Source organism: Enterocloster citroniae (genome assembly GCF_040545455.1).
Lineage (GTDB): Bacteria > Bacillota > Clostridia > Lachnospirales > Lachnospiraceae > Enterocloster > Enterocloster citroniae.
On record NZ_JBEPLZ010000002.1, the window covers coordinates 299,526 to 321,220 of the forward strand.

The window sequence follows — 21,695 nt, forward strand, 5'->3', positions numbered from 1 at the left end:
GAGCAGGCATAACACATGGCAAGCGTTTATACCGTAACACAGGTAACAGCATATATAAGGAACATGTTTACACAGGACTTCGCACTGAACCGTATTTCTATCAAGGGCGAGGTCTCTAATTGTAAATATCACACATCCGGTCATATATATTTCACCCTGAAGGACGGCGGCTCACAGATTGCCGCCGTCATGTTTGCAGGGCAGAGAAAGGGGCTGACCTTTGAACTGGAGGAAGGCCAGGAAGTTACTGTCACCGGTAATGTGGACGTGTATGAGCGGGACGGCAGGTACCAGCTCTATGCAAAGGAGATAACCAGGGAAGGCCGAGGCGATCTGTTTGCCCGTTTTGAGAAGCTGCGCAATGAATTGGAGGACATGGGCATGTTTGACGGCTGTTATAAGCAGCCCATACCCAAATATGCATTAAAGGTAGGGATCGTCACGGCCAGTACCGGGGCTGCCATCCGGGATATCATGAATATTTCCGCCAGAAGGAATCCCTATGTGCAGCTGATCCTGTACCCTGCCCTGGTCCAGGGAGAGAGGGCAAAGTTCAGCATTGTAAAAGGGATCGAAACCCTGGACCGCATGGGACTTGATGTGATCATTGTGGGCCGGGGCGGAGGCTCCATTGAGGATCTTTGGGCATTTAATGAGGAGATGGTGGCCAGAGCCATATTTAACAGTACCACTCCCATCATCTCAGCCGTTGGCCATGAAACCGATGTGACCATTGCGGATTACGTGGCCGACCTGAGGGCGCCGACTCCGTCCGCGGCAGCAGAGCTGGCTGTGTTTGACCTCAGCCAGTTTGAAGAACAGGTAAAGCTGTACAGCCAGGTCTTAAACCGTTCCATGGAGCGGAAGGTGGAGAAGCTTGCGTTCCGCCTGGAACAGGGAAAGATGCGGCTGACGCTTCACAGTCCAGAGCGGCAGTTGGTGGACCGCAGACAGAGGCTGGCTGATATTGAGAGCCAGATGGAGCGGATCATGAAGGAACGGCTTGGGTCAGACAAAAGGCGCCTGACAGACATTGAAAAGCGTTTGAGTTTTTTAATAGAGGGAAGCCTGAAAGCAGGAAAGCACCGCCTGGCCCTTGGCGCCGGGCGTTTGGAGGCACTGTCCCCTCTTAAGAAGCTCAGCGCCGGATATGGGTTTGTGACGGATACACGGGGAAATGCCGTCAGGACCATTGCCCAGACAAAGCCCGGGGACATAATAGGAATCAGCGTGAGGGACGGCCGGATCGAGGCCCAGGTTGAACACGTGTTTGAAAGTGAGGGATAAGGCATGCCGCGCAGGAAAGCAGACACACAGGAAAAGGAAGAGCAGCAGGCTGGCATTGAGGAAAACTTTGTACAGCTGGAGGAGATCATAAAAAAACTGGAGGCAGGGGACAGTACGCTGGAAGAATCATTTGCCTGTTATGAGGCAGGTATGAAGCTGGTGAAGTCTCTGAACAGCCAGATAGATAAAGTAGAAAAGAAAATTCAGATATTGAGCGAGGGTGATGAAAATGAGTGATAAGGAAACATTTAAGAAGGAACTGAACGAACGTACAGCAGAGATCGAAAAGTTAATTGAAACCTATCTTCCGGAAGAAACCGGCCATCAGAAGACCATCCTGGAAGCTATGAATTACAGCATAAGGGCCGGCGGCAAGCGCCTGCGCCCCATGCTGATGCAGGAGATGTGCCGCCTGTTTACAGGCTGCCTTCTGGAATCTGTGATACCATTCATGGCAGCGGTTGAGATGATCCACACCTCCTCACTTGTGCATGATGACCTTCCCTGTATGGATGATGATATGATGCGCAGGGGTAAGGCCAGCACATGGGCTGAATTCGGGGAGGATATCGGCGTTCTGGCAGGAGATGCGCTTATGATGTATGCATTTGAGACGGCCTCCTGCGCATTTGAGACCAGTGTGGATCCGGATGAACTCTCCAGGATTGGAAAGGCCATAGGGATCCTTGCACGAAAGACCGGGGTGTATGGTATGATCGGCGGCCAGACGGTGGATGTTGAACTGGCAGGCGGACCGATTCCGGCGGACAAGCTGGATTTTATCTATCATTTGAAGACAGGCGCCCTGATTGAGGCGTCCATGCTCATCGGCGCCGTGCTGGGCGGGGCTGCGGATGAGGACTGCAAGATCGTGGAATCCCTGGCGTCCAAGATCGGTATGGCATTCCAGATCCAGGATGATATCCTGGATGTGACCGGCAGCGAAGAGATCATCGGCAAGCCGGTAAACAGCGATGAAAAGAATAAAAAGACCACCTACGTGACACTGGAAGGTCTGGAAAAGGCAAAGCAGGATGTGGAGAAGATATCTGCTGAAGCCATAGAGGAACTGAATAAACTGCCCGGGAACAATGATTTCCTGGAACAGTTGATCCATCTGCTGATCCACAGGCAGAAATAAGCCGGTATAACCATTTGGAGAAACATCAATATGATATTGGAGCATATTAAGGGGTCGGAGGAGTTAAAGTCTCTTCCCCCCGAGGAATTAAAAAAACTGTCCCAGGAGATCCGTGAATTCCTGATCGAAAAGATCAGCCATACCGGCGGCCATCTGGCCTCCAACCTGGGTGTGGTGGAGCTGACCATTGCCCTGCATCTCACATTCAACCTCCCGGAGGATAAGGTGATATGGGATGTAGGGCACCAGTCTTATACCCACAAGATCCTGACCGGGCGTATGGCTGAGTTTGATGAGCTGCGCCAATACGGAGGACTCAGCGGATTTCCAAAGCGCAAGGAGAGTCCCTATGATTCCTTTGACACAGGGCACAGTTCCACTTCCATCTCAGCAGGCCTTGGGATCGCTCTTGGCCGTGATCTGAAGGGACTGGATTACAAGGTGGTATCAGTGATCGGAGACGGGGCCCTGACAGGCGGCATGGCCTACGAGGCCCTTAATAATGCCGCCAGAATGAAGCGGAATTTCATTATTGTGCTGAACGACAACAATATGTCTATTTCGGAAAATGTAGGGGGCATGTCCCGCTACTTAAATGGCCTGCGCACAGGCAGCGGTTACAATGACCTGAAGAAGAATGTGGCAGATGCCCTGGACCGGATACCGGTGGTGGGATCTGTGATGATAGATAAGATCAAGCGCACCAAGAACAGCATCAAACAGCTGTTCATACCAGGCATGCTTTTTGAAAATATGGGCATTACCTATCTGGGGCCGGTGGACGGACATAATATCCCCGCCCTGTGCAAAGTGCTAAGGGAAGCACAGAAGTTGGACCACGCTGTCCTGGTCCATGTGATCACAAAAAAAGGAAAAGGCTACAGGCCGGCTGAGAAGAATCCTTCCCACTTCCACGGGGTAGGTCCGTTTGACGTGGACACGGGCAAGCCGTTGTCGGAGCAGAAGAATCCATCTTATACGGATGTATTTTCCAGGAAGATCTGTCAGCTGGGGGAGCAGTATCCCAATCTGGTGGCTGTGACCGCAGCCATGCCCGATGGTACGGGGCTGACTGCCTTTGGAAAAAAGTATCCCCACCGTTTCTTTGACGTGGGTATTGCGGAGGCGCATGCGGTGACCTCTGCGGCAGGCATGGCGGCAGCCGGATTAAAACCGGTGGTTGCGGTCTATTCCTCCTTTTTGCAGAGGGCATATGACCAGATCCTTCATGATGTATGCATCCAGAACCTTCCCGTACTGTTTGCGGTGGACCGGGCAGGCCTTGTGGGCAGCGATGGGGAAACCCATCAGGGAATATTTGATTATTCCTTTCTTACGTCCATCCCCAACATGAGCGTCATGGCTCCCAAAAACATGTGGGAGCTGAGGGCCATGCTGGAATTTGCCATGGAGTATGACCGTCCCCTGGCCGTGCGCTATCCAAGGGGAGAAGCATACCGGGGACTGAGGGATTTCAGGCAGCCGGTGGCCTACGGAAAAGGCGAGATGCTTTACGAGGAAAAGGATATTGCGCTGCTGGCAGTGGGCAGTATGGTGAGCACAGGAGAGCATGTGAGGGAGAAGCTGAAAAAGGAAGGCTATGCATGTTCCCTTGCCAATGGCCGCTTTGTAAAGCCCATTGACATAGAATTGGTAAATCGTCTGGCCGGGAATCACGGCCTGATCGTAACATTGGAGGAGAATGTCCTTCAGGGAGGATATGGGCTGGCGGTGACTGCGTATATCCATCAGAATTACCCACATATCAAGGTGTTAAATGTGGCCCTGCCTGATGATTATGTGGAACATGGTAATGTTTCCATATTGAGGGAAGGACTTGGAATAGACAGTGATTCCATCATAAGGACCATGAAGGCCGGAGGATGGATGAATGGGCTGAACTAGGGAGGAAAAGATGAAAGAGCGTTTGGATGTGCTTATGGTGCAGAGAAGTCTGGCTGAGTCCAGAGAAAAGGCCAAGGCCCTGATCATGTCAGGAATTGTCTATGTAAATGGACAAAAGGAGGATAAGGCGGGAACCTCCTTTGACGATACGGCTCAGATCGAAGTCAGGGGAAGCACTCTTAAGTATGTGAGCCGCGGAGGCCTGAAGCTGGAAAAAGCCATGAGTCATTTTGGCGTGGAGCTTGAGGGAAAGGTCTGCATGGATGTGGGGGCTTCCACAGGAGGATTTACAGACTGTATGCTCCAGAACGGGGCGGTGAAGGTGTACAGCGTGGACGTGGGGCACGGACAGCTGGCATGGAAACTGCGGAATGATGACCGTGTGGTGTGTATGGAAAAAACAAATATTCGCTACGTGACCCCGGAGGATATTGGGGACAGGATCCGGTTTGCAAGTATTGACGTGTCCTTTATCTCCCTTACCAAGGTTCTGGGACCGGTGAAGGCGCTGCTTACAGAGGATGGACAGATTGTGTGCCTGATCAAGCCGCAGTTTGAGGCGGGACGTGAAAAGGTGGGCAAGAAAGGGGTTGTCAGGGAAAAGAGTGTGCACCTGGAAGTGATCCGGATGGTGATCCAGTATGCGCTCAGCATAGGGTTTGAGGTGTTGAACCTGGAATATTCCCCTATTAAGGGACCGGAAGGAAATATTGAGTACCTTCTTTATCTTCAGAACCATGGCGGAAACCAGATTGGGGATCATGATGGGAATCATGCCGGGGACCATGATGCAGTTGCAGATGAGGAAACCGTAATCTACAGTCACGTGCCGGTGGATCCCAAGATGGTTGTGGAGGAAGCACATACTTCACTGGATAAATAACAGGAGCCTAACAATGAAATATTTCTATATTATTGCCAATCTGAGCAAGGAATATGTAAAAGACGCTCAGGTGTTTATCAAAACATACCTTGAAGCAAAGGGCGCTGTGTGCAGGTTGAACAGCGCATCTTTGCGGGACAGGGAGAGCACCCATACAAATTCCGGGATGGTACCGGAGAATACGGAGTGTGTTATCACCATCGGCGGGGATGGGACCTTGATCCAGGCAGCCAGGGATCTGGCCGGAAGGGGGATCCCTATGGTTGGCGTCAACCGTGGCCATTTGGGTTACCTGAACCAGATCAGCAGGCAGGAAGATATTGCCCCTGTTATGGATGCGCTTTTGGAGGACCGTTATCAGCTGGAAAAACGGATGATGATACAGGGAACGGCATTTCACGATAAGGAGCCTGTATTGTCGGACATTGCGCTGAATGAGATTGCAGTTACCAGGCAGGATCCTCTGAAGGTCCTGCGTTATTCCGTTTACGTCAATGACGAATATCTCAATGAATACGCGGCGGACGGGGTGTTGGTGGCAACACCCACGGGTTCTACGGCATACAATCTCTCCGCGGGAGGCCCGGTCATTGCCCCCTCGGCCCGGATGATGGTGCTGACGCCCATCTGTTCCCATTCACTTAATGCCAGGAGCATTGTTCTGGCGCCCGAGGACAGGATAGAGATCAGGCTGTTAAACAGCGGCCAGGTGGTGTCCTTTGACGGGGACAGTTCCATGGAGCTGTCCGCAGGGGACAGCATTTGTATTGAGTGTTCCCATCTGGAGACGGTTATGGTGAAATTAAAACAGGTATCATTTATGCAAAATCTCAGCAATCATTTGGGGAGAATATGACATGAAAGTAGAGAGGCACAGTAAAATCGTAGAATTAATCGGTAAATATGACATAGAGACTCAGGAGGAGTTGGCTGAAAAACTGAATGAGTCAGGCTTTAATGTGACTCAGGCAACTGTTTCCCGGGACATCCGGGAGCTGAAGCTGACCAAGATGCAGTCCGAAAACGGCAGGCAGCGGTACATGGTCCTGGAAAGCCCCAGGGGTACCTCGGCTATCAAGTTTATCCGGATATTAAAGGACGGTTTCATGTCCATGGACATGGCGCAGAATATCCTGGTGATCAAAACTGTTTCAGGCATGGCCATGGCGGTGGCAGCTGCCCTGGATGCCATTCAGTTTACTGAGATAGTGGGATGCATTGCAGGGGATGACACCATTATGTGCGCCATCCGCAGCGTGGATGATACGATTATTGTGATGGAGAAGATCAAGAAGATGGTGGAGGATTAAGACATGTCCCAGGGGGTGCAGGGGACATGCTTTAGCGTTAACCGGTGTTCAGATACGTTTTAGCGTCAATGAAAGAGGTGCATTATGTTACTGGAGCTGCATGTAAAAAACCTGGCCCTGATCGAGAAGGCGGACGTGGAGTTCGGCGAAGGGCTCAACATACTCACCGGAGAGACAGGAGCCGGTAAATCCATTATCATCGGTTCCGTGACCATGGCGCTGGGGGGCAAGGCTTCCCGGGAAAGCATACGCCATGGAGCGGATTATGCCTATATTGAACTTGTGTTTTCCGTTTCAGGACAGGAAAAAACAGAAGCCCTAAAAGCGCTGGAGGTAGAACCCACAGAAGATGGGCTTGTAATTGTCTCGCGCAAGATCATGGCTTCCAGGAGTGTGAGCCGTATCAATGACGAGACAGTTACCACGGCCAGACTGCGCCAGATCACAGGCCTGCTGCTGGATATCCATGGCCAGCATGAGCATCAGTCACTTTTGTACAAATCCAAACATCTTGAAATCCTGGATGCCTATATAAAGGCCAATTCCCAGCCGGTAAAACAGAATATATACAGGGAATACCAGACCTACCGCACCCTGAAGGAGCGGTTGGAGGGATTTGACATGGACAGCGAAAGCCGTATCAGGGAGACTGATTTCCTGCGTTTTGAGATACAGGAGATTGAGGATGCCGCCTTAAAGGAAGATGAGGAGGAAGCGTTGACCGCGGTCTACCGCAGGTTTGCCCACTCCCAGAAAATAGCCGAGAGCCTGGGCGCAGCCTATGAGGCAGTGGAGGGGGAATGGATTTCACGTGCCCTGAGGGAGGTTGAGCGGGTGGCAGAGTATGATGGAGCACTGGGAGGGATACGGGACCAGCTCTATGATGCGGATTCCATTTTGGAGGACGCCAAACGGGAGATATCTTCCTACATGGATTCCATGGAATTTGACGAGGAAACATTCCGCCAGACAGAGGAGCGTCTGGACCTGATACACAACCTTCAGGCAAAATATGGCGCAACGGTGCCTCTGATCCATAAAAAATTGGAAGAAAAAAGGAAGCGTCTGGATGAACTGGAGGATTATGACTTTCACAGGGAACAGACCAGGAAAGAGCTTGAAGTGTGTGTGAATCATCTGGAGGGATTCTGTGCACAATTAACTGAGATACGTAAAAAGGCATCCAGGGATCTTGTAAAAAAAATCAAACAGGGACTGGTTGACCTGAATTTTCTGGATGTGGATTTTGATATGGAGTTCCGGCAGATGGAGCATTTCGGCCCTTCTGGATGGGATGAGGCGCAGTTTATCATTTCCACCAATCCCGGGCAGCCTATGCGGCCGCTAAAAGACGTGGCTTCCGGCGGAGAACTGTCCAGGATCATGCTGGCGATTAAGACCGTGCTTGCTGATTCAGATGATATTCCAACCCTGATCTTTGATGAGATCGATACTGGTATCAGTGGAAGGACGGCACAGAAGGTATCTGAGAAGCTTTCCTATATTGCAGGGAACCACCAGGTCATCTGTATCACCCATCTTCCCCAGATCGCAGCCATGGCAGACGCTCATTTTGAGATATCAAAATCTGCCAAAGATGGAAGCACTCTCACAACCATACGGCTTTTGGACCGGAAAGCATCGGTGGAGGAACTTGCCAGACTCTTAGGCGGCGCACGGATTACGGAAACAGTGCGCAAAAATGCGTTGGAGATGAAGGAATTGGCAGACAGAACAAAATAAAACAGATTGAAATCCGCGGTACGGATAATACTAAGAAAGAGGCAGTGAGCATGCGTCTTTCTTTTTTTGGCCGAAAACAGCTTTAAAAGACAGAACATGCCTTTGCCGAAATCTAATACAAGACTATATAAGGAGGCAGGGCGATGACAGGAAAATCAAAATTTTACCGGTGGCTGGGGCGTGTTTTCTGGCTTTCCGTTGTAGCTGTTACGGGATACACGTGGTATTACATGGACCAGGCGGTGCCGGACCGGGTGAGCATCATTCAAAACCAGGAGGAGGAATTTTCCTTTGGTCTGCCTTTAAAAGCAACAATATCAAGCGATAGTAAGGAAGTGTCCCTGGGAAATGAGAGTAATATCCCGGCGGACCAGATTACAATCAGCGGCAAGCAGCACTTCTCCATGTTTGCCCAGGAGCAGGGAAGCTACCAGGTGGGCCTGAAGCTGTTTGGAGTTATTAAGCTGAAGGATATTCAGGTGGATGTGGTGGATACAAGGTATGCCATACCATGTGGAAAGCCCATAGGGATCTATCTGAAATCAGACGGTGTCATGGTGATCGGAACGGGGCGTATCACCGGAACGGACGGAATGGAAGTGGAGCCTGCCTACGGGGTTTTAAAATCAGGGGATTATATAGAAGCATTTAACGGAAAACCAATGAAGACAAAAGAGGATCTCATCAATGCTGTTAACGAGTCGGGAGGACAGGATTCAGTTGTGTCTATCCGGAGAGAGGGAGAGCCGGTGGATGTGAGTGTAAAGCCGGTGGAGAGTTCGGACGGCCACTACAAACTGGGAGCATGGGTCAGGGACGATACGCAGGGGATCGGAACCATTACTTATGTGGACATGAATGGAAATTTCGGGGCACTGGGGCATGGGATCAGCGACAGCGATACAGGTGATCTGGTAGAGACGTCTCAGGGAGCTCTTTACTCAACGGAGATCATGGGGATAGAAAAGGGTACTATTGGGAAACCGGGCCTTTTGTCCGGTGTGATCTACTACGGTCCCCAGTCTCACATGGGAGATATAACCTTAAATACAAATGAAGGTATTTTTGGAACCGTGAACCAGCAGTACAAAAAGCAGCTCACAGGCGAACCCATGGAGATTGCCTGCCGCCAGGACGTAAAACCCGGGATCGCATATATCAGAAGTGACGTCTCAGGCCAGCTTGAGGATTATGAGATAGAGATACAGAAGGTAGATTACAATGCCAGCCATAAGAATAAAAGTATGGTTATTAAGGTAACGGATCAGAGGCTCTTGGATCTGACCGGGGGAATCGTGCAGGGAATGAGCGGAAGCCCGATCATACAGGATGGGAAGCTGGCCGGGGCGGTGACCCATGTGTTTGTGCAGGATGCGAGCCGGGGGTATGGGATTTTGATTGAGAATATGTTGGAGCATTGAGGGTGAGGGAGGATAGGAGTAAAAAGGATGCGAAGCAAGCTTGCTTGAACATCCTTTTTGCGAGTGACCTATGCGGCGAAAGCCGCGCAACCGATGGTGTGCGCAGCGTGACAGCGGTTGCCGTCCGGACGGAATAGAGGCTGAGAAGTATGGATTTTTAAGATGAGATAGAATAGAATTTAGGGAAGCAGCTTGTGACATTCAAGTTGCTTTTCTTATGTAACTGGTAAAAAATTGCAAGATAAAAGACGCATACATAATTTTTTGCTTTTGTATGGGTGAGAGTATTAACAATATAAAGAGGGGAGTGTATATGATGGAATATAGGGGATACAGAAATATCTATGGATATAAGACTTCAACTATATTAGACCCACATTTTGTAATTGATGACTCGGCAGCAGTGATGGTAAGGCAGATGTTCTTGTGGACATTGGATGGTAAAAATATAGATGAAATTGCAGAATATTTAAACCAGCAGAGTTACCTTACACCGTCTGAATATACCAGATGTAATAACATGATTATGTGGGATGAAGAATGCAGTGGACAATCTTTGGGGGATTCCAGAATGGTTAGAAGAATCCTCAGAAATAAAATGTATACTGGGACGCTTGAGTGGGGGTACCGGGAAAGCTATTACGAAGAGGGAGGGCGAAAGCAGAGAAAAATAAGTATAATTCAGGGTGACTCAGATAGAAAATTTCATAATCCAATTGTTACAATGGATGAATTTATGCAAGTACAGATGATATTAGATACATACTCCGGAGTCGGAAAGGAACAAACATATACCAGTTTATGACGTGTGAAATTTGTGGAGGCAAAATGAAAAGGCGATGCGCGACTGGTGATAAGAAAAAGTATGTTTATTATAGATGTACAGATAGAATGGAAAATGGTAAAAAAATAAAAGGATGTCCATCTGTTTGCGTGAAAGAAGAGTTTTTGGAAAGTCAATTAAAAGAACTAGGTATTGAAGACATGGAACGTTTGGAGCTGGTTGAAAAAGTTGAAAGGATAATTGTTAATCAAGAGGGAGGGATTGAGGTGTATATGAAAAATGGGATGTGGTTGTAAAAAAGAAATAAGGGCAATGGATTGATGTCAATTATTTCTGTTGGATACCGCGTAAACTCTATCCGAGCCACGTAATTCAGACGGTGGACAATTAAGGTACTGCGGACTTATACGTTGCAAGAAAAAGATTTACGAGACTGTGGAAGAATTCGTATATGTAACATACAATTATGTTTATCCCATAGTTTAATGATTATCGAACCCCTCATCAGGCGAGGGGTATCACATAAATGAATCCATAATTTGTTGTTATTGAAAAGGCTCATTATTTTCTGGTCGAAACATCTATATTTTTGTAGAAATAGAAGCCTTAAAATGGTAATATGGGTATATATTATGTAGACGGAGGAATTATGGAACAGCTCGTAGAAGAATTATATAGTGGGAGAAGAAATGCAATAACAAGTTGGCAGGGATATGAATACCAGGGAATGATGGGATTATTGCGTTTCCTGGAAAAATTGGTTTCGGAATATAGAAAAAGGCCGGGTGGACCTGCAGCGTTGGATTTGAAGCTTAAGATTGAGTGGGTGGAAGACTTTGTGTTGCTAGAGGATGGCAGAGTGACAGAAATACATCAGATAAAGAAAACCCTAACTTCGTTAAACCGAGCAGAAGTTTTATCTAATTTTATTTTACAGTTTAAGATTTTAGCTGATAAGGATATGAAATGGTGCTTAGGATACGGTGATACAGCGCTCAAAACTTTGGAATTGAGCTGCTTAGAATTTGAACAATTCTATAATGAATTTATAAGGGATAGATGGATAAAACAGATAGGGCTGTTGGTGGCAAACTATAAGGATATCTGTTTTTGGAAAAAAAATCTGAATTTGAACGAAAAATCTTCCTTATGTAAAGATATCCGCTCTTATCTGAGAAATAAATTTGGTAAGGAAAAATATGATACGGAAGTGCAGAGAGAATCTATTTGCAATAATATACTGATACCTTTAAAGAATAGGTTGGTCCGTGGGCACAGCGACTACTCAGATTTCAAAAAATGTCTGGAGTTCCGGCAAGTTGGGCTAAATGAAGTGGATAATAACTGTATTCAGCGGATAAGAGAATTATTTGGTTTAGGCATAAAAAGAAATCTTCTTTTGACAGAAGGGGATATTCTGGCAAAATTATTTGCAGATATGTATAGAAAGATGCAGCGTTTGGAAAAGGATGAGGACTTAAAAAATTTTAAATATGAAGAGGAGGATATCCTGAGAATATTGCTAGATGAGGAACAAGCCACTTTCCGGTGGGAAGCAGCGTTATATCGCAGAAAGGAAAAATTATGGACAGACCTGAAAAGAGACATATGCAGCATTTGTGCTACGAAAAGCTGTTCGGCCTGTATCATAAATACCGTTAAAGAATGGGATATGAGGAATTTTTACGACAATATTAATTTAGAACTCCCGCTCTTTTCCGCAGAGAGAGAAGAAGAATCACGTAATAATAAACTGTCAGATACGAAGCATGATGTGCTGATGGATATATTGAATTATCATAAAATGCAGTTAAGACTGCGGGAAAATGATATTGCAGAAATGAATCATCAGTACGTTCTGTCATCTATGCTACAGACAGGAAATACACAGAGGAAGAACAATATACGGGGAATAATGGACAATTATTGGGCGCATTCAAAGATTTACAGAGACTATGACAATGTTCTCACAAACGGATTTGACTATTCTTTGGATGAATCCCAACTCAGTATTTTGAAAGAGGAGGGTGAACGGGAGGGATTTCCTTTGTTTAATGAGATAAGGAATACAAGATTTGTACATTACGAGGGTGTGACAATATGATAAAAATAATAGATAAAATATTTGAACAGAATTCCTTTGCATTGTTGACAAAGGCAATGAAAAAATTTACAGAAAAAGAGCATGGCACCAATGAAGAAAAATTCATGGATAATCTGTCGAAAGATGGTAAGACTGTTTTGAGGCGTATTTATGTCAATGAACAGGATGAAATGTATTTTCTTTTAGGAGGAAAGCTAAATGAAAATACGTTAAATGAAGTGATAGCTATCTGTGCAGAAGCTGAAGTAAGTAGAGAAATCCGGAAAAGCTATAGGTCGAATTGGGGATTGTTATATCTCACTCCAGTAGATAAAACCTTAACTTGGGAACAGCAAAAAAGAGTAATGCAGATAGAGGAAAATAAATATTTTTGCCGAAAATATGTTCTTTGGTATTCTGATGGGGAAAAAGAAAGTCTGGAGGAGCTTTGCCAGGGGAATTATTCCAGTAAGAATCTAAATAGTATAGTGGAAAACTATGATTTTTTTAGTCAATTTAAAAATTCCGGCCATAAGGGATACGAATGCTTAAGTAGAATCTATATTAAGCTGCCCTTTATGAATCTCTCTGATTTGGAAACCACGGATCAAACTGTTTTAGAAGTAGTAAAGAAGAAGTTGGACGAATTTCATCCAGAATTATTCTACAAGCTGCAAAATGGAGATGTGGAATCAATCGAGGATTATGTAAATTTGTCTGAAAAAGAAGAAAGAGAGATTCAGAAAATCCTAAATAATTTGAAAGCGGAGACGAAGTAAATGGGAGAAAAATACCATATTCATAGATTATACATATGTAACTTCAAACCATTTGCTTATGGAGATAACTTAGAAAAACCCTATGTAACAATCGACTTCACCAGCGGCGGTGGGAATATTCGTTCCATGATATTATCCGGACCAAATGGATATGGAAAAACCTCAATTTTTCAAGCGATTTATTTTACATTGACGGGGACAGTAGAAGTAGGAGAATATGCAGATGGAAGAAAGACTTTTGACGAACATATTATCCTGAATGATATTTCCAAATGCTGTTTTACGGCAGTGGAGTTTGTAGATAACGAGAAACGTTATGTTACCCTGATTCGCTATGCAGAAAGAGGAAAATCAGGTAAGTTAAAAGACATGGTAGTGAACAATGGCTTTCATGCTTATATTGTGGAGGGAAAGTTCGTATATAAAGAATTTGCTCCAATGGAATTAAAAAGTAAAAGTATGGAAGAAATAGCGGAACGGTTTGGAGAAAAAAACATCCAGGAATGGGTGAAAAGAAATTATATTCAACAGGAGCATAATAGCGATATTATTCTTAAATCTGATAAAGACAGGCTTGATTTCCTGAATCTCCTGATCGATACTGGAAATGACGAATTTTTCAGAAATGTTGAGGAGATGAAGAAGGAAATTGATGAAAAGATAGAAACTTTAAAGTTAGACATCTTGGACTTGCAGCGGAAAGTAAAGCAAGAGATAAAAGAAGTCCAGGGGGAAGAACCTGCTTGCCAAAGAGTCTATCCTGAAATAGATTTGGTTTGGGATAAAAGTACTTATGGAAAGGACGAGCCGTTTTCAGAGTATGAAGAACATGCCAAGAGGATGCTGAGTGTAATAGAAAATTTGCCGGAATACAGGTATAAGAGAAAAATGGAATTGCTGACAAGATGGAAAACGCAGCAGCCTTATTGCAAATATTTTATCTTGAGACTCTATAATGAGGAATGTAAAAACAAATATACGCAGTCTTTTGCTAAAAAGAAGTACTTTCAGCAGCTTTTGTCTGATGAGAAAGAATTGCTGGAAAAAGTTTTAAACACAGAATATTTGGGAGAGACTCTCACTGAAAAGATACAGCAAATAAGACAAAAATATAAGAAATATTGTAACAATCTGAATGAAAGGCAGGCTTTATACAAAAAAGTAACAGAGTTTAGAAACCATCTTTACGGAAAAGTAGAAATTCTTGAAACTATTTTTGATGAACATTGTCCGTTATGTGGAACCAATTTTACCGGCAGGGATATTTCTCTGACTCAGGCTATTCAGCAATCTCAGGTCATTATAGAAGAAGCAAGTAAAATTCTAGATACAACGCTAGAAGAACAAGCAGACACTTGGCGAACAGAACTTTCAGAAGTCAAGGCGCAGATTGCGAGTGCAGTTGCAGCTGAAGAAGGCGAAAAGGCGCTATGTGATGATATATACTATATGAACAATTTTCGACAACAGGCATTGGAATTGGGCAAAATACTGAGTGAGTTGTACCAATTGGAAGAGATGTCGATGCTTTCTCCCTTTTTAGATAAAGATGTCTTTCGTAAAACGTATGTGCAGATAAGCGAATATCAAAAGGCTGAAAGTGATTTGAAAGCGGCGATGGAAATATTCTCTAAAGCAGTGGAAAGAGAATCGGTTTCGGATGGCGGCCAGAAAAAAGAATTGGACATGTTGGCTTATGATGAGAATAAGAATATCATTGTCTCTTTATTCCAAATGGACATGCGGGTGGATATGCTGAAAGAAAAAGTTAGCTATTTGGCCTGGAAGAGACGGGAAAAACTTGCCTCGAATTACATTACGGACATGACAGCCTACGAAAAAAAGCTAGAGGAAATAGAGAACCTATACGTTAAACAAATGAAATTACAGAAGGTAATGAGTTGCAAAAAAGCAGCGAAAAAAGAGTACTTAAATGATATCATGAAGTATTTAGAGATTCCGATGTATATTTATAGTGGAAAACTGATACAAACACATCAAAATGGCCTTGGCGTATTTTGCTTTACCGGTTCCAAAGAAGATGCTCTCACAGAATTTAAATTGTCAACAAATAAAGTGGCTATAAGTCAAAAACTGGATGTAAGCAATAAATTCAGTACAGGTCAGAAGAATGTGACCAATATTGCATTGATGTTGGCATTAAAAAAGATAGCGACAACCAGCCTGGATATTTTTATGATTGATGATCCCTGTCAATCTCTGGATGAACTGAATGTAGCTTCTTTTGTAGAAATCATCAAAAATGAATTTACCGAGACGCAGGTTATTTTATCCACCCATGAGGATAAAATTGCTAGTTACATTAAATACAAAAATGACAAAGCCGGAAAAGATGTTATTATGTATAACGTGCAAGATGAATTGTACAACACAAATGTATAAGCTTTTATGTATGAAAGCATCATTAAAAATATCATGCAGTTGGTGGGGGGGGGGGGGTCGAAATGGTTGTTAAATAAATCGGGGGAGGGAGAATATGCCTGAACATCAAACAATTGAATGGAAAGAATCATGGCATAACGAATATTTGGAATGGATTTGCGGTTATGCAAATGCCAATGGAGGGATTTTGTACATTGGTATGGATGATCATGGTAGAGTAAAAGGCATTGAGGACTCTAAAAAATTGTTGGAGAAGATTCCAAGCCAAGTGACTGATACAATGGGTATTGTTGTAGATGTAAATCTTTGTTTTGAAGGAGAGTTGGAGTATTTAGAGATTATTGTAGATAAATACCCGTCTCTCATTAGCTATCATGGAAAGTATTTTTACCGCTCAGGAAGTACAATGCGTACTATTACGGGAAAAGAATTAGATCGGGCTATACTGAAGTCTCAGGGAAGAACATGGGATGGTATGCCGATACCGAAACTTAAAATTGAGGATTTGAGCCAAACGGCTATCAAGCTTTTTAAGAAAAAGGCAATTGAGAGAGGGAGGCTGACAGAAGAAGAAACCAAAGTTACAGACAAAGTGCTGTTAGAAAATCTGCACCTTTTTGACGATGACGATTATCTCACCAGAGCAGCTATGCTTGCTTTCTATGACGACCCTGAAAAATGGGTGACTGGTTCCTATATTAAAATTGGTTTCTTCGGGAATTCTGATTCGGATTTGCAATATCAGGATGAAGTACATGGAGCTCTGATTGAACAGGTAGATAGGGCTTTAGACTTGATTTATACCAAATATATGAAGGCTCTCATTACTTACCGTGATATTCAGCGGATAGAGCAATTTATGTTCCATCGAAACGCTACAAGGGAGATTTTGTTGAATGCTGTTGTTCATAAGGACTACAGCAGCTGTAATCCAATTCAGATCAGTGTCTATGAAGATCGAATGTATATCTGGAATGATGGTGAAATGCCAGAAGAATTTAATTCAACTGAGAGGCTATTTCAGAAACACTCATCAAAACCATACAATCCTAAATTGGCAAATGTATTCTTTAAGAGTGGTATGATAGAGGCATGGGGGCGTGGTTTTGATAAGATACGGGAAGCGTGCGAATCCTATGGTGGTCCATTGCCGAAATATGAGATATCAAAAAGTGGTATCATGGTTTTGTGTAAAGCTTGTAATTCTTATTTACAACTGTTAAATGGAGGTCTTGGACGGAGTGAACAAGAACATAGACAAGAAAATGAGCAAGATACTGTATATAAAATCTTGCTTTTTTGTAAAGAACCGAAAACGGTAAAAGAAATCATGGCCAAATTTGATATGCCTAGTCGGTCTTACTTAAAGCGGCATTATATGGATCAAATGTTGGAAGAAGGGACGTTAAAGATGACAATCCCCAAACAGCCTAGAAACAGGAATCAAAGGTATTATTCGTCAGTTTCTTGAACATAGTGAACAAGAAATGAACAAGAAAGTGATTAAGAAAAATAAAAATTGTTGTCCATTACTTGACTCACTCGTGAACGGAAGCCCGATCATACAGAATGGGAAGCTGGCCGGGGCAGTGACCCATGTGTTTGTGCAGGATGCCAGCCGGGGGTATGGGATTTTGATTGAGAATATGTTGGAGCATTGAGGGTGAGGGAGGATAGAGTGGGCATATAGGTGCTGTAATCCTGCGTTCTTGGCTCTTATAAGCCTTTGTCCACTCTATCTTATGGAGTAAAAATTTTTGGCGCTTAGACGAAGTAGTGAGCGGATAGAGGAAGAGATGTAAGGAGAGCAAGATTTTGAACCATAATTTTGGTATACAAATACTTGATAATGTAAGTTACTATATTGGTGCGAATGCCAAGTGCACATGAAAAGCATAGGAGATTCGCACTTGGTTTTTAAGAAAAATTTGAAAAAAGAGAATAATTTAGATATCATGGGTTGTAAAATGATTAAGAGAGTTGTATGATTTGTATAGAATATGTCTTGTATAAAAAAGAAAATCAGACATGTTTGCAGTCAGCTTCCGCGAGGGGGCTGTGGATTGAAATCCGAACCTCATCAGCGGTCTGGCAGCCAGCAATCCGTCAGCTTCCGCGAGGGGGCTGTGGATTGAAATACAGAGGGAAGCGACTGCATACCAAGATTAGGAGCGTCAGCTTCCGCAAGGAAGCTGTGGTGATAGAAATCCATTGTAATATTGATATCGCTGCTCCCTAAACGGTCAGCCCCAGCATAGGTTAATTCAATCCGAATAAATTAAGTCATATAATATAAAAAATATTAAAACATCAGATGAAAGCACTATTCTGATAAACCCGACTATCCTGTTCTTCCAGCGTACCGAATAAGTGATCGACATGCAAAAGAAATCAAAGAAATCAAATCACCCCAATACAAAGACCACATAGCCTCCCTCCATTAATTATTCCAATACACCCATCTTCCCAAAATAACATCTCCAATTTTTCCCAAAAAAACAAAAACATCACTTCTACAATAAAGAAAACCAAACACACTCCCATTCCAATAACCCAAAAGTAATCACACGTTCAAACATCATATGCCTCAATTATCCATCACACTAAAAAGCATTCAACGATCATATACGGATCCTTCACCTATGTGGCAATGGAACAAAAGAAATTTTTATTCAGAAGTGGCGCAGCCTGCCTCAGAATATCATATCCTCCAGCGGCCAGCGGATGTGAGGAATATCCTAGTGAAATTATGTCAAACAGAAATGGCAGGAGTTTATATCAATCATCAATCCGCCGATATAAGCTAGATTGAATCCCCCAAAAAGAAGAACATGCCACATCAGATCGTCCATCCACCTCTACACCAAAAAAACTCAGAACATCCCTTCGCACAAACACGAACCAATCTAACTTAATAACCCTAATTGTCACCTTATATCCAATCATTGAAATAAATATAACTCCCCCTCCTACGCGCGGGCTTCACGTACAAACTACCAATTTAATGATTTACCACAGTGAAATATTTTGCTAAAATATCCAGATTCATGTCACTTCCCGCTGCGACACATGAGGGACAAAGTATAAAAGGGTTACAAAATTACATGGTTTTTACGCGTAATTCACAAAGAAAATACAGCCCATGGGTATCTTGCTGATGCATGAATTTGAGGAATCCAGCAGAAAAAGACAAGGAGAAAATGTGCGTTGGATGCGTTCTATAATAGTGCATGATGAAATATGGGTTAATTAGTCGATTACTGGCGATTTATGACAAAATGTGTGTCGAAATGTGAAAATATGCTAAAAATATAGTGGTTATTTGTTACGGATTCGTTAACTTGCAAAACAATAACTTGCAAAATATAACCCTCAATGATACAATTATAATTCGACATGTGTCTAAAATTGCGACCACGAATCGTTGATATATGTTATGGGGAACATATATAATAAGATTCGCGAGGAGCTCAGGACGAATGATATGGATTTTTGTAAACCAGAAGGTCGAAAATCAACTAACACATATTTTAGCAGGTAGTTTAGCACAGGCAAACAATTTTAGGAGGTAAAAGGAAGTGGAAAAGCTGAATGTTGCGATTGTTGATGACAATCCGCTGATTCTGAATACTCTGGATGAGCTGATCAATGCTGAGGATGGATTATCCGTAATTGGTAAGGCAGATAATGGCGCTGATGCCATTGACATGATTGTGGATACAACGCCGGATATCGTGCTGTTGGATCTGGTAATGCCGAAAATTGACGGGATATCCGTGGTGGAAAAGGTAAAGAGCGAACATACATTTATGAAAAATCCTGCGTTTATCATTTTAAGTGCAGTAGGTGGAGAGCAGATGACAGAAGACGCGTTCAAAGCGGGAGCGAACTACTATTTGATGAAGCCGTTCGACAAAGAGATTCTGGTCAATAAGATCCGCCACATTGGAAAGCTGCCGGAAAAGCAGACCATGGGTAAGGTGGTGACAGCTCCCTTTGAACCGGGAGAGGAGTCACATATCACAAGAGAGGAATACATGAAGGAGCATTTGGAGACAGATATCACGAAAATGCTTCACGAGTTAGGGATTCCTGCTCATATCAAGGGTTATCAGTATTTAAGGGACGCAATCGCAATGTCTGTGGAGGACCAGGAAATGATGAGCTCTGTCACGAAGATCCTTTATCCGGCCATTGCAAAACGGAACCAGACAACGGCCAGCCGCGTGGAGAGGGCCATTCGTCATGCGATTGAAGTTGCCTGGGGAAGGGGAAAGATGGAAACCATTGATGAAGTATTCGGATATACGATCAGCACAGGAAAAGGCAAACCCACTAACTCTGAATTTATTGCGCTGATATCAGATAAAATACTTCTGGAATACAAAAAAATTTAAAGTAATTTAATCAGAAAGAACTTCCTAATTTCGGTAAAATACGGTATACTATATGGAAAGGCATAAGGAACCTGTTCGTCAGGAGAGGGAGGTTTGGATGAAGAAAATATTATTTGCAGCTTCAGAAGCAGTGCCGTTTATCAAGACAGGAGGACTGGCAGATGTAGTTGGCTCTCTGCCTAAGTGCTTTGACAAAGAGTTTTTTGATGTAAGGGTTATAATCCCCAAGTACCTGTGTATCAAGCAGGAGTGGCGTGACCGTATGGAATATGTGAATCACTTCTATATGGACTATCTGGGACAGAGCCGCTATGTAGGGATTCTTAAATATGAGCATGAAGGCGTCACTTTCTATTTTATTGACAATGAGAGCTATTTCAACGGACCTAAACCTTACGGTGACTGGTACTGGGATCTGGAAAAGTTCTGCTTCTTCTGCCGGGCGGCCCTGTCGGCCTTGCCGGTCATTGGTTTTCAGCCGGATGTGGTGCATTGCCATGACTGGCAGACTGGTCTGATTCCTGTACTTCTTAAGGACAGATTCCACGAGGGAGATTTTTTCCGGGATATGAAGTCGGTCATCACGATCCACAACCTGAAGTTCCAGGGAGTATGGGATGTGAAGACTATTCAGCGCTTTACAGGATTGCCGGATTACTATTTTGCACCGGATAAGCTGGAGGCATACAAAGATGGTAACCTGCTGAAAGGCGGAATCGTATTTGCGGATGCTATCACTACAGTGAGCAGCACCTATGCGGAAGAGATCAAGATGCCGTTTTACGGTGAGGGTCTGGACGGCCTGATGAGAGCCAGGGCAGACAGTCTCAGGGGGATTGTGAACGGAATTGATTATGACGAGTTCAACCCGGAGACGGATCCGCATATTTTCCAGAACTATAATGCCAAGAATTTCCGTAAGGAAAAAGCAAAGAATAAAAAGGCGCTTCAGGATGAACTTGGCTTGCCTGTAGATGAGAAGAAGTTTATGATCGGTATTGTATCACGTCTTACGGATCAGAAGGGATTGGACCTGATACAGTGCGTGATGGATGAACTGTGCAGCGAGGATCTGCAGCTGGTGGTGCTGGGAACGGGTGATGAGCGGTATGAGAATATGTTCCGTCATTACGATTGGAAGTATCACGACAGGGTGTCTGCCCAGATTTATTATTCAGAGCCCTTGTCCCATAAGATTTATGCAGCATGCGATGCGTTCCTGATGCCGTCTCTGTTCGAGCCATGCGGTCTGAGCCAGCTTATGTCGCTGCGCTATGGCACGGTGCCCATTGTCAGGGAAACAGGCGGTCTAAAGGACACTGTGGAACCTTACAATGAGTACGAGGGAGCGGGAACCGGATTCTCCTTTGCTAATTATAACGCCCACGAGATGCTGGGCAGTGTGCGCTATGCGAAGTATATCTACTCCAGCAAGCGCCGTGAGTGGAATAAGATCATTGACAGGGCCATGGCCAGGGATTTCTCCTGGGGGGCATCTGCCGCTAAGTATCAGGAACTTTACGATTGGCTGATTGGATATTGACAGAGGACCTGGAATA

At 44.3% G+C, this 21,695-nt stretch carries 17 protein-coding genes and 1 pseudogene; all 18 read left to right on the forward strand.

All coding sequences use genetic code 11. From position 1 onward, the window contains the following. Window positions 1-15: 15 nt before the first annotated feature. The 18 genes and pseudogenes from xseA to glgA all read left to right on the forward strand — a co-directional run bounded on the left by xseA (window position 16) and on the right by glgA (window position 21,679). Complete coding sequence (gene xseA / locus ABID13_RS03445) at window positions 16-1,287, forward strand: exodeoxyribonuclease VII large subunit (protein ID WP_045094194.1); 1,272 nt, start codon at window positions 16-18, stop codon at window positions 1,285-1,287. Window positions 1,288-1,290: 3 nt separating this feature from the next. Continuing rightward, on the forward strand, window positions 1,291-1,524 hold the full coding sequence (gene xseB, locus ABID13_RS03450) for an exodeoxyribonuclease VII small subunit (protein WP_007860446.1): 234 nt from the start codon (window positions 1,291-1,293) through the stop codon (window positions 1,522-1,524). Continuing rightward, the gene (locus tag ABID13_RS03455) at window positions 1,517-2,428 is read left to right on the forward strand and encodes a polyprenyl synthetase family protein (protein WP_007860444.1); all 912 of its coding nucleotides are present in this window, start codon (window positions 1,517-1,519) and stop codon (window positions 2,426-2,428) included. Before xseB ends, ABID13_RS03455 begins: the two co-directional genes overlap by 8 nt. A gap of 30 nt (window positions 2,429-2,458) precedes the next feature. Continuing rightward, the gene (gene dxs / locus ABID13_RS03460; protein ID WP_048929800.1) at window positions 2,459-4,333 is read left to right on the forward strand and encodes a 1-deoxy-D-xylulose-5-phosphate synthase; all 1,875 of its coding nucleotides are present in this window, start codon (window positions 2,459-2,461) and stop codon (window positions 4,331-4,333) included. A 10-nt stretch (window positions 4,334-4,343) separates the two neighbouring features. Next, window positions 4,344-5,216, forward strand: a complete 873-nt coding sequence (locus ABID13_RS03465; protein WP_048929799.1) for a TlyA family RNA methyltransferase — start codon at window positions 4,344-4,346, stop codon at window positions 5,214-5,216. A 13-nt stretch (window positions 5,217-5,229) separates the two neighbouring features. Then, on the forward strand, window positions 5,230-6,072 hold the full coding sequence (locus ABID13_RS03470; RefSeq protein ID WP_007860441.1) for an NAD(+)/NADH kinase: 843 nt from the start codon (window positions 5,230-5,232) through the stop codon (window positions 6,070-6,072). A gap of 1 nt (window position 6,073) precedes the next feature. Then, entirely contained in the window at window positions 6,074-6,526 is a 453-nt protein-coding gene (argR, locus tag ABID13_RS03475) for an arginine repressor (protein ID WP_007860440.1), read from the forward strand. An 84-nt stretch (window positions 6,527-6,610) separates the two neighbouring features. After that, window positions 6,611-8,269, forward strand: a complete 1,659-nt coding sequence (gene recN / locus ABID13_RS03480; protein ID WP_048929798.1) for a DNA repair protein RecN — start codon at window positions 6,611-6,613, stop codon at window positions 8,267-8,269. Window positions 8,270-8,412: 143 nt separating this feature from the next. Continuing rightward, window positions 8,413-9,690, forward strand: a complete 1,278-nt coding sequence (gene spoIVB, locus ABID13_RS03485; RefSeq protein ID WP_007860438.1) for a SpoIVB peptidase — start codon at window positions 8,413-8,415, stop codon at window positions 9,688-9,690. Between the two features lie 313 nt (window positions 9,691-10,003). Then, window positions 10,004-10,495 carry a recombinase family protein gene (locus ABID13_RS03490; protein ID WP_048929797.1) on the forward strand — a complete coding sequence of 164 codons (492 nt, stop codon included), beginning with the start codon at window positions 10,004-10,006 and terminating at the stop codon, window positions 10,493-10,495. A gap of 23 nt (window positions 10,496-10,518) precedes the next feature. Next, window positions 10,519-10,770 carry a hypothetical protein gene (locus tag ABID13_RS03495; RefSeq protein WP_048929796.1) on the forward strand — a complete coding sequence of 84 codons (252 nt, stop codon included), beginning with the start codon at window positions 10,519-10,521 and terminating at the stop codon, window positions 10,768-10,770. A gap of 353 nt (window positions 10,771-11,123) precedes the next feature. Further along, window positions 11,124-12,578, forward strand: coding sequence for a hypothetical protein (locus tag ABID13_RS03500; protein WP_048929795.1), 1,455 nt, complete (start codon window positions 11,124-11,126; stop codon window positions 12,576-12,578). After that, the gene (locus tag ABID13_RS03505; RefSeq protein ID WP_048929794.1) at window positions 12,575-13,336 is read left to right on the forward strand and encodes an ABC-three component system middle component 1; all 762 of its coding nucleotides are present in this window, start codon (window positions 12,575-12,577) and stop codon (window positions 13,334-13,336) included. The genes ABID13_RS03500 and ABID13_RS03505 overlap by 4 nt, the downstream gene beginning before the upstream one ends. Further along, complete coding sequence (locus tag ABID13_RS03510; RefSeq protein WP_048929793.1) at window positions 13,337-15,739, forward strand: AAA family ATPase; 2,403 nt, start codon at window positions 13,337-13,339, stop codon at window positions 15,737-15,739. A 94-nt stretch (window positions 15,740-15,833) separates the two neighbouring features. Beyond that, the gene (locus tag ABID13_RS03515; RefSeq protein WP_048929792.1) at window positions 15,834-17,210 is read left to right on the forward strand and encodes an ATP-binding protein; all 1,377 of its coding nucleotides are present in this window, start codon (window positions 15,834-15,836) and stop codon (window positions 17,208-17,210) included. A gap of 76 nt (window positions 17,211-17,286) precedes the next feature. Continuing rightward, window positions 17,287-17,400: pseudogene (locus ABID13_RS03520) on the forward strand (SpoIVB peptidase S55 domain-containing protein); the annotation flags it as partial. 1,917 nt (window positions 17,401-19,317) lie between these two features. Beyond that, window positions 19,318-20,136 (forward strand): sporulation transcription factor Spo0A, encoded by an 819-nt coding sequence (spo0A, locus tag ABID13_RS03525; RefSeq protein WP_007860423.1) that lies wholly within the window; start codon window positions 19,318-19,320, stop codon window positions 20,134-20,136. A 97-nt stretch (window positions 20,137-20,233) separates the two neighbouring features. Beyond that, a complete protein-coding gene (gene glgA / locus ABID13_RS03530) occupies window positions 20,234-21,679 on the forward strand; it encodes a glycogen synthase GlgA (RefSeq protein WP_007860421.1) in 1,446 nt (481 codons plus the stop codon). Window positions 21,680-21,695 lie beyond the last annotated feature (16 nt).

What these genes read in the sequence shown, in the direction of transcription:
- recN (WP_048929798.1), top strand. Translation starts at nt 6,611, where the DNA reads ATGTTACTGGAGCTGCATGTAAAAAACCTGGCCCTGATCGAGAAGGCG.
- ABID13_RS03470 (WP_007860441.1), top strand. Translation starts at nt 5,230, where the DNA reads ATGAAATATTTCTATATTATTGCCAATCTGAGCAAGGAATATGTAAAA.
- glgA (WP_007860421.1), top strand. Translation starts at nt 20,234, where the DNA reads ATGAAGAAAATATTATTTGCAGCTTCAGAAGCAGTGCCGTTTATCAAG.
- ABID13_RS03490 (WP_048929797.1), top strand. Translation starts at nt 10,004, where the DNA reads ATGATGGAATATAGGGGATACAGAAATATCTATGGATATAAGACTTCA.
- argR (WP_007860440.1), top strand. Translation starts at nt 6,074, where the DNA reads ATGAAAGTAGAGAGGCACAGTAAAATCGTAGAATTAATCGGTAAATAT.
- dxs (WP_048929800.1), top strand. Translation starts at nt 2,459, where the DNA reads ATGATATTGGAGCATATTAAGGGGTCGGAGGAGTTAAAGTCTCTTCCC.
- xseA (WP_045094194.1), top strand. Translation starts at nt 16, where the DNA reads ATGGCAAGCGTTTATACCGTAACACAGGTAACAGCATATATAAGGAAC.
- ABID13_RS03455 (WP_007860444.1), top strand. Translation starts at nt 1,517, where the DNA reads ATGAGTGATAAGGAAACATTTAAGAAGGAACTGAACGAACGTACAGCA.
- spoIVB (WP_007860438.1), top strand. Translation starts at nt 8,413, where the DNA reads ATGACAGGAAAATCAAAATTTTACCGGTGGCTGGGGCGTGTTTTCTGG.
- ABID13_RS03515 (WP_048929792.1), top strand. Translation starts at nt 15,834, where the DNA reads ATGCCTGAACATCAAACAATTGAATGGAAAGAATCATGGCATAACGAA.
- ABID13_RS03510 (WP_048929793.1), top strand. Translation starts at nt 13,337, where the DNA reads ATGGGAGAAAAATACCATATTCATAGATTATACATATGTAACTTCAAA.
- ABID13_RS03505 (WP_048929794.1), top strand. Translation starts at nt 12,575, where the DNA reads ATGATAAAAATAATAGATAAAATATTTGAACAGAATTCCTTTGCATTG.
- ABID13_RS03495 (WP_048929796.1), top strand. Translation starts at nt 10,519, where the DNA reads ATGAAAAGGCGATGCGCGACTGGTGATAAGAAAAAGTATGTTTATTAT.
- ABID13_RS03500 (WP_048929795.1), top strand. Translation starts at nt 11,124, where the DNA reads ATGGAACAGCTCGTAGAAGAATTATATAGTGGGAGAAGAAATGCAATA.
- ABID13_RS03465 (WP_048929799.1), top strand. Translation starts at nt 4,344, where the DNA reads ATGAAAGAGCGTTTGGATGTGCTTATGGTGCAGAGAAGTCTGGCTGAG.
- xseB (WP_007860446.1), top strand. Translation starts at nt 1,291, where the DNA reads ATGCCGCGCAGGAAAGCAGACACACAGGAAAAGGAAGAGCAGCAGGCT.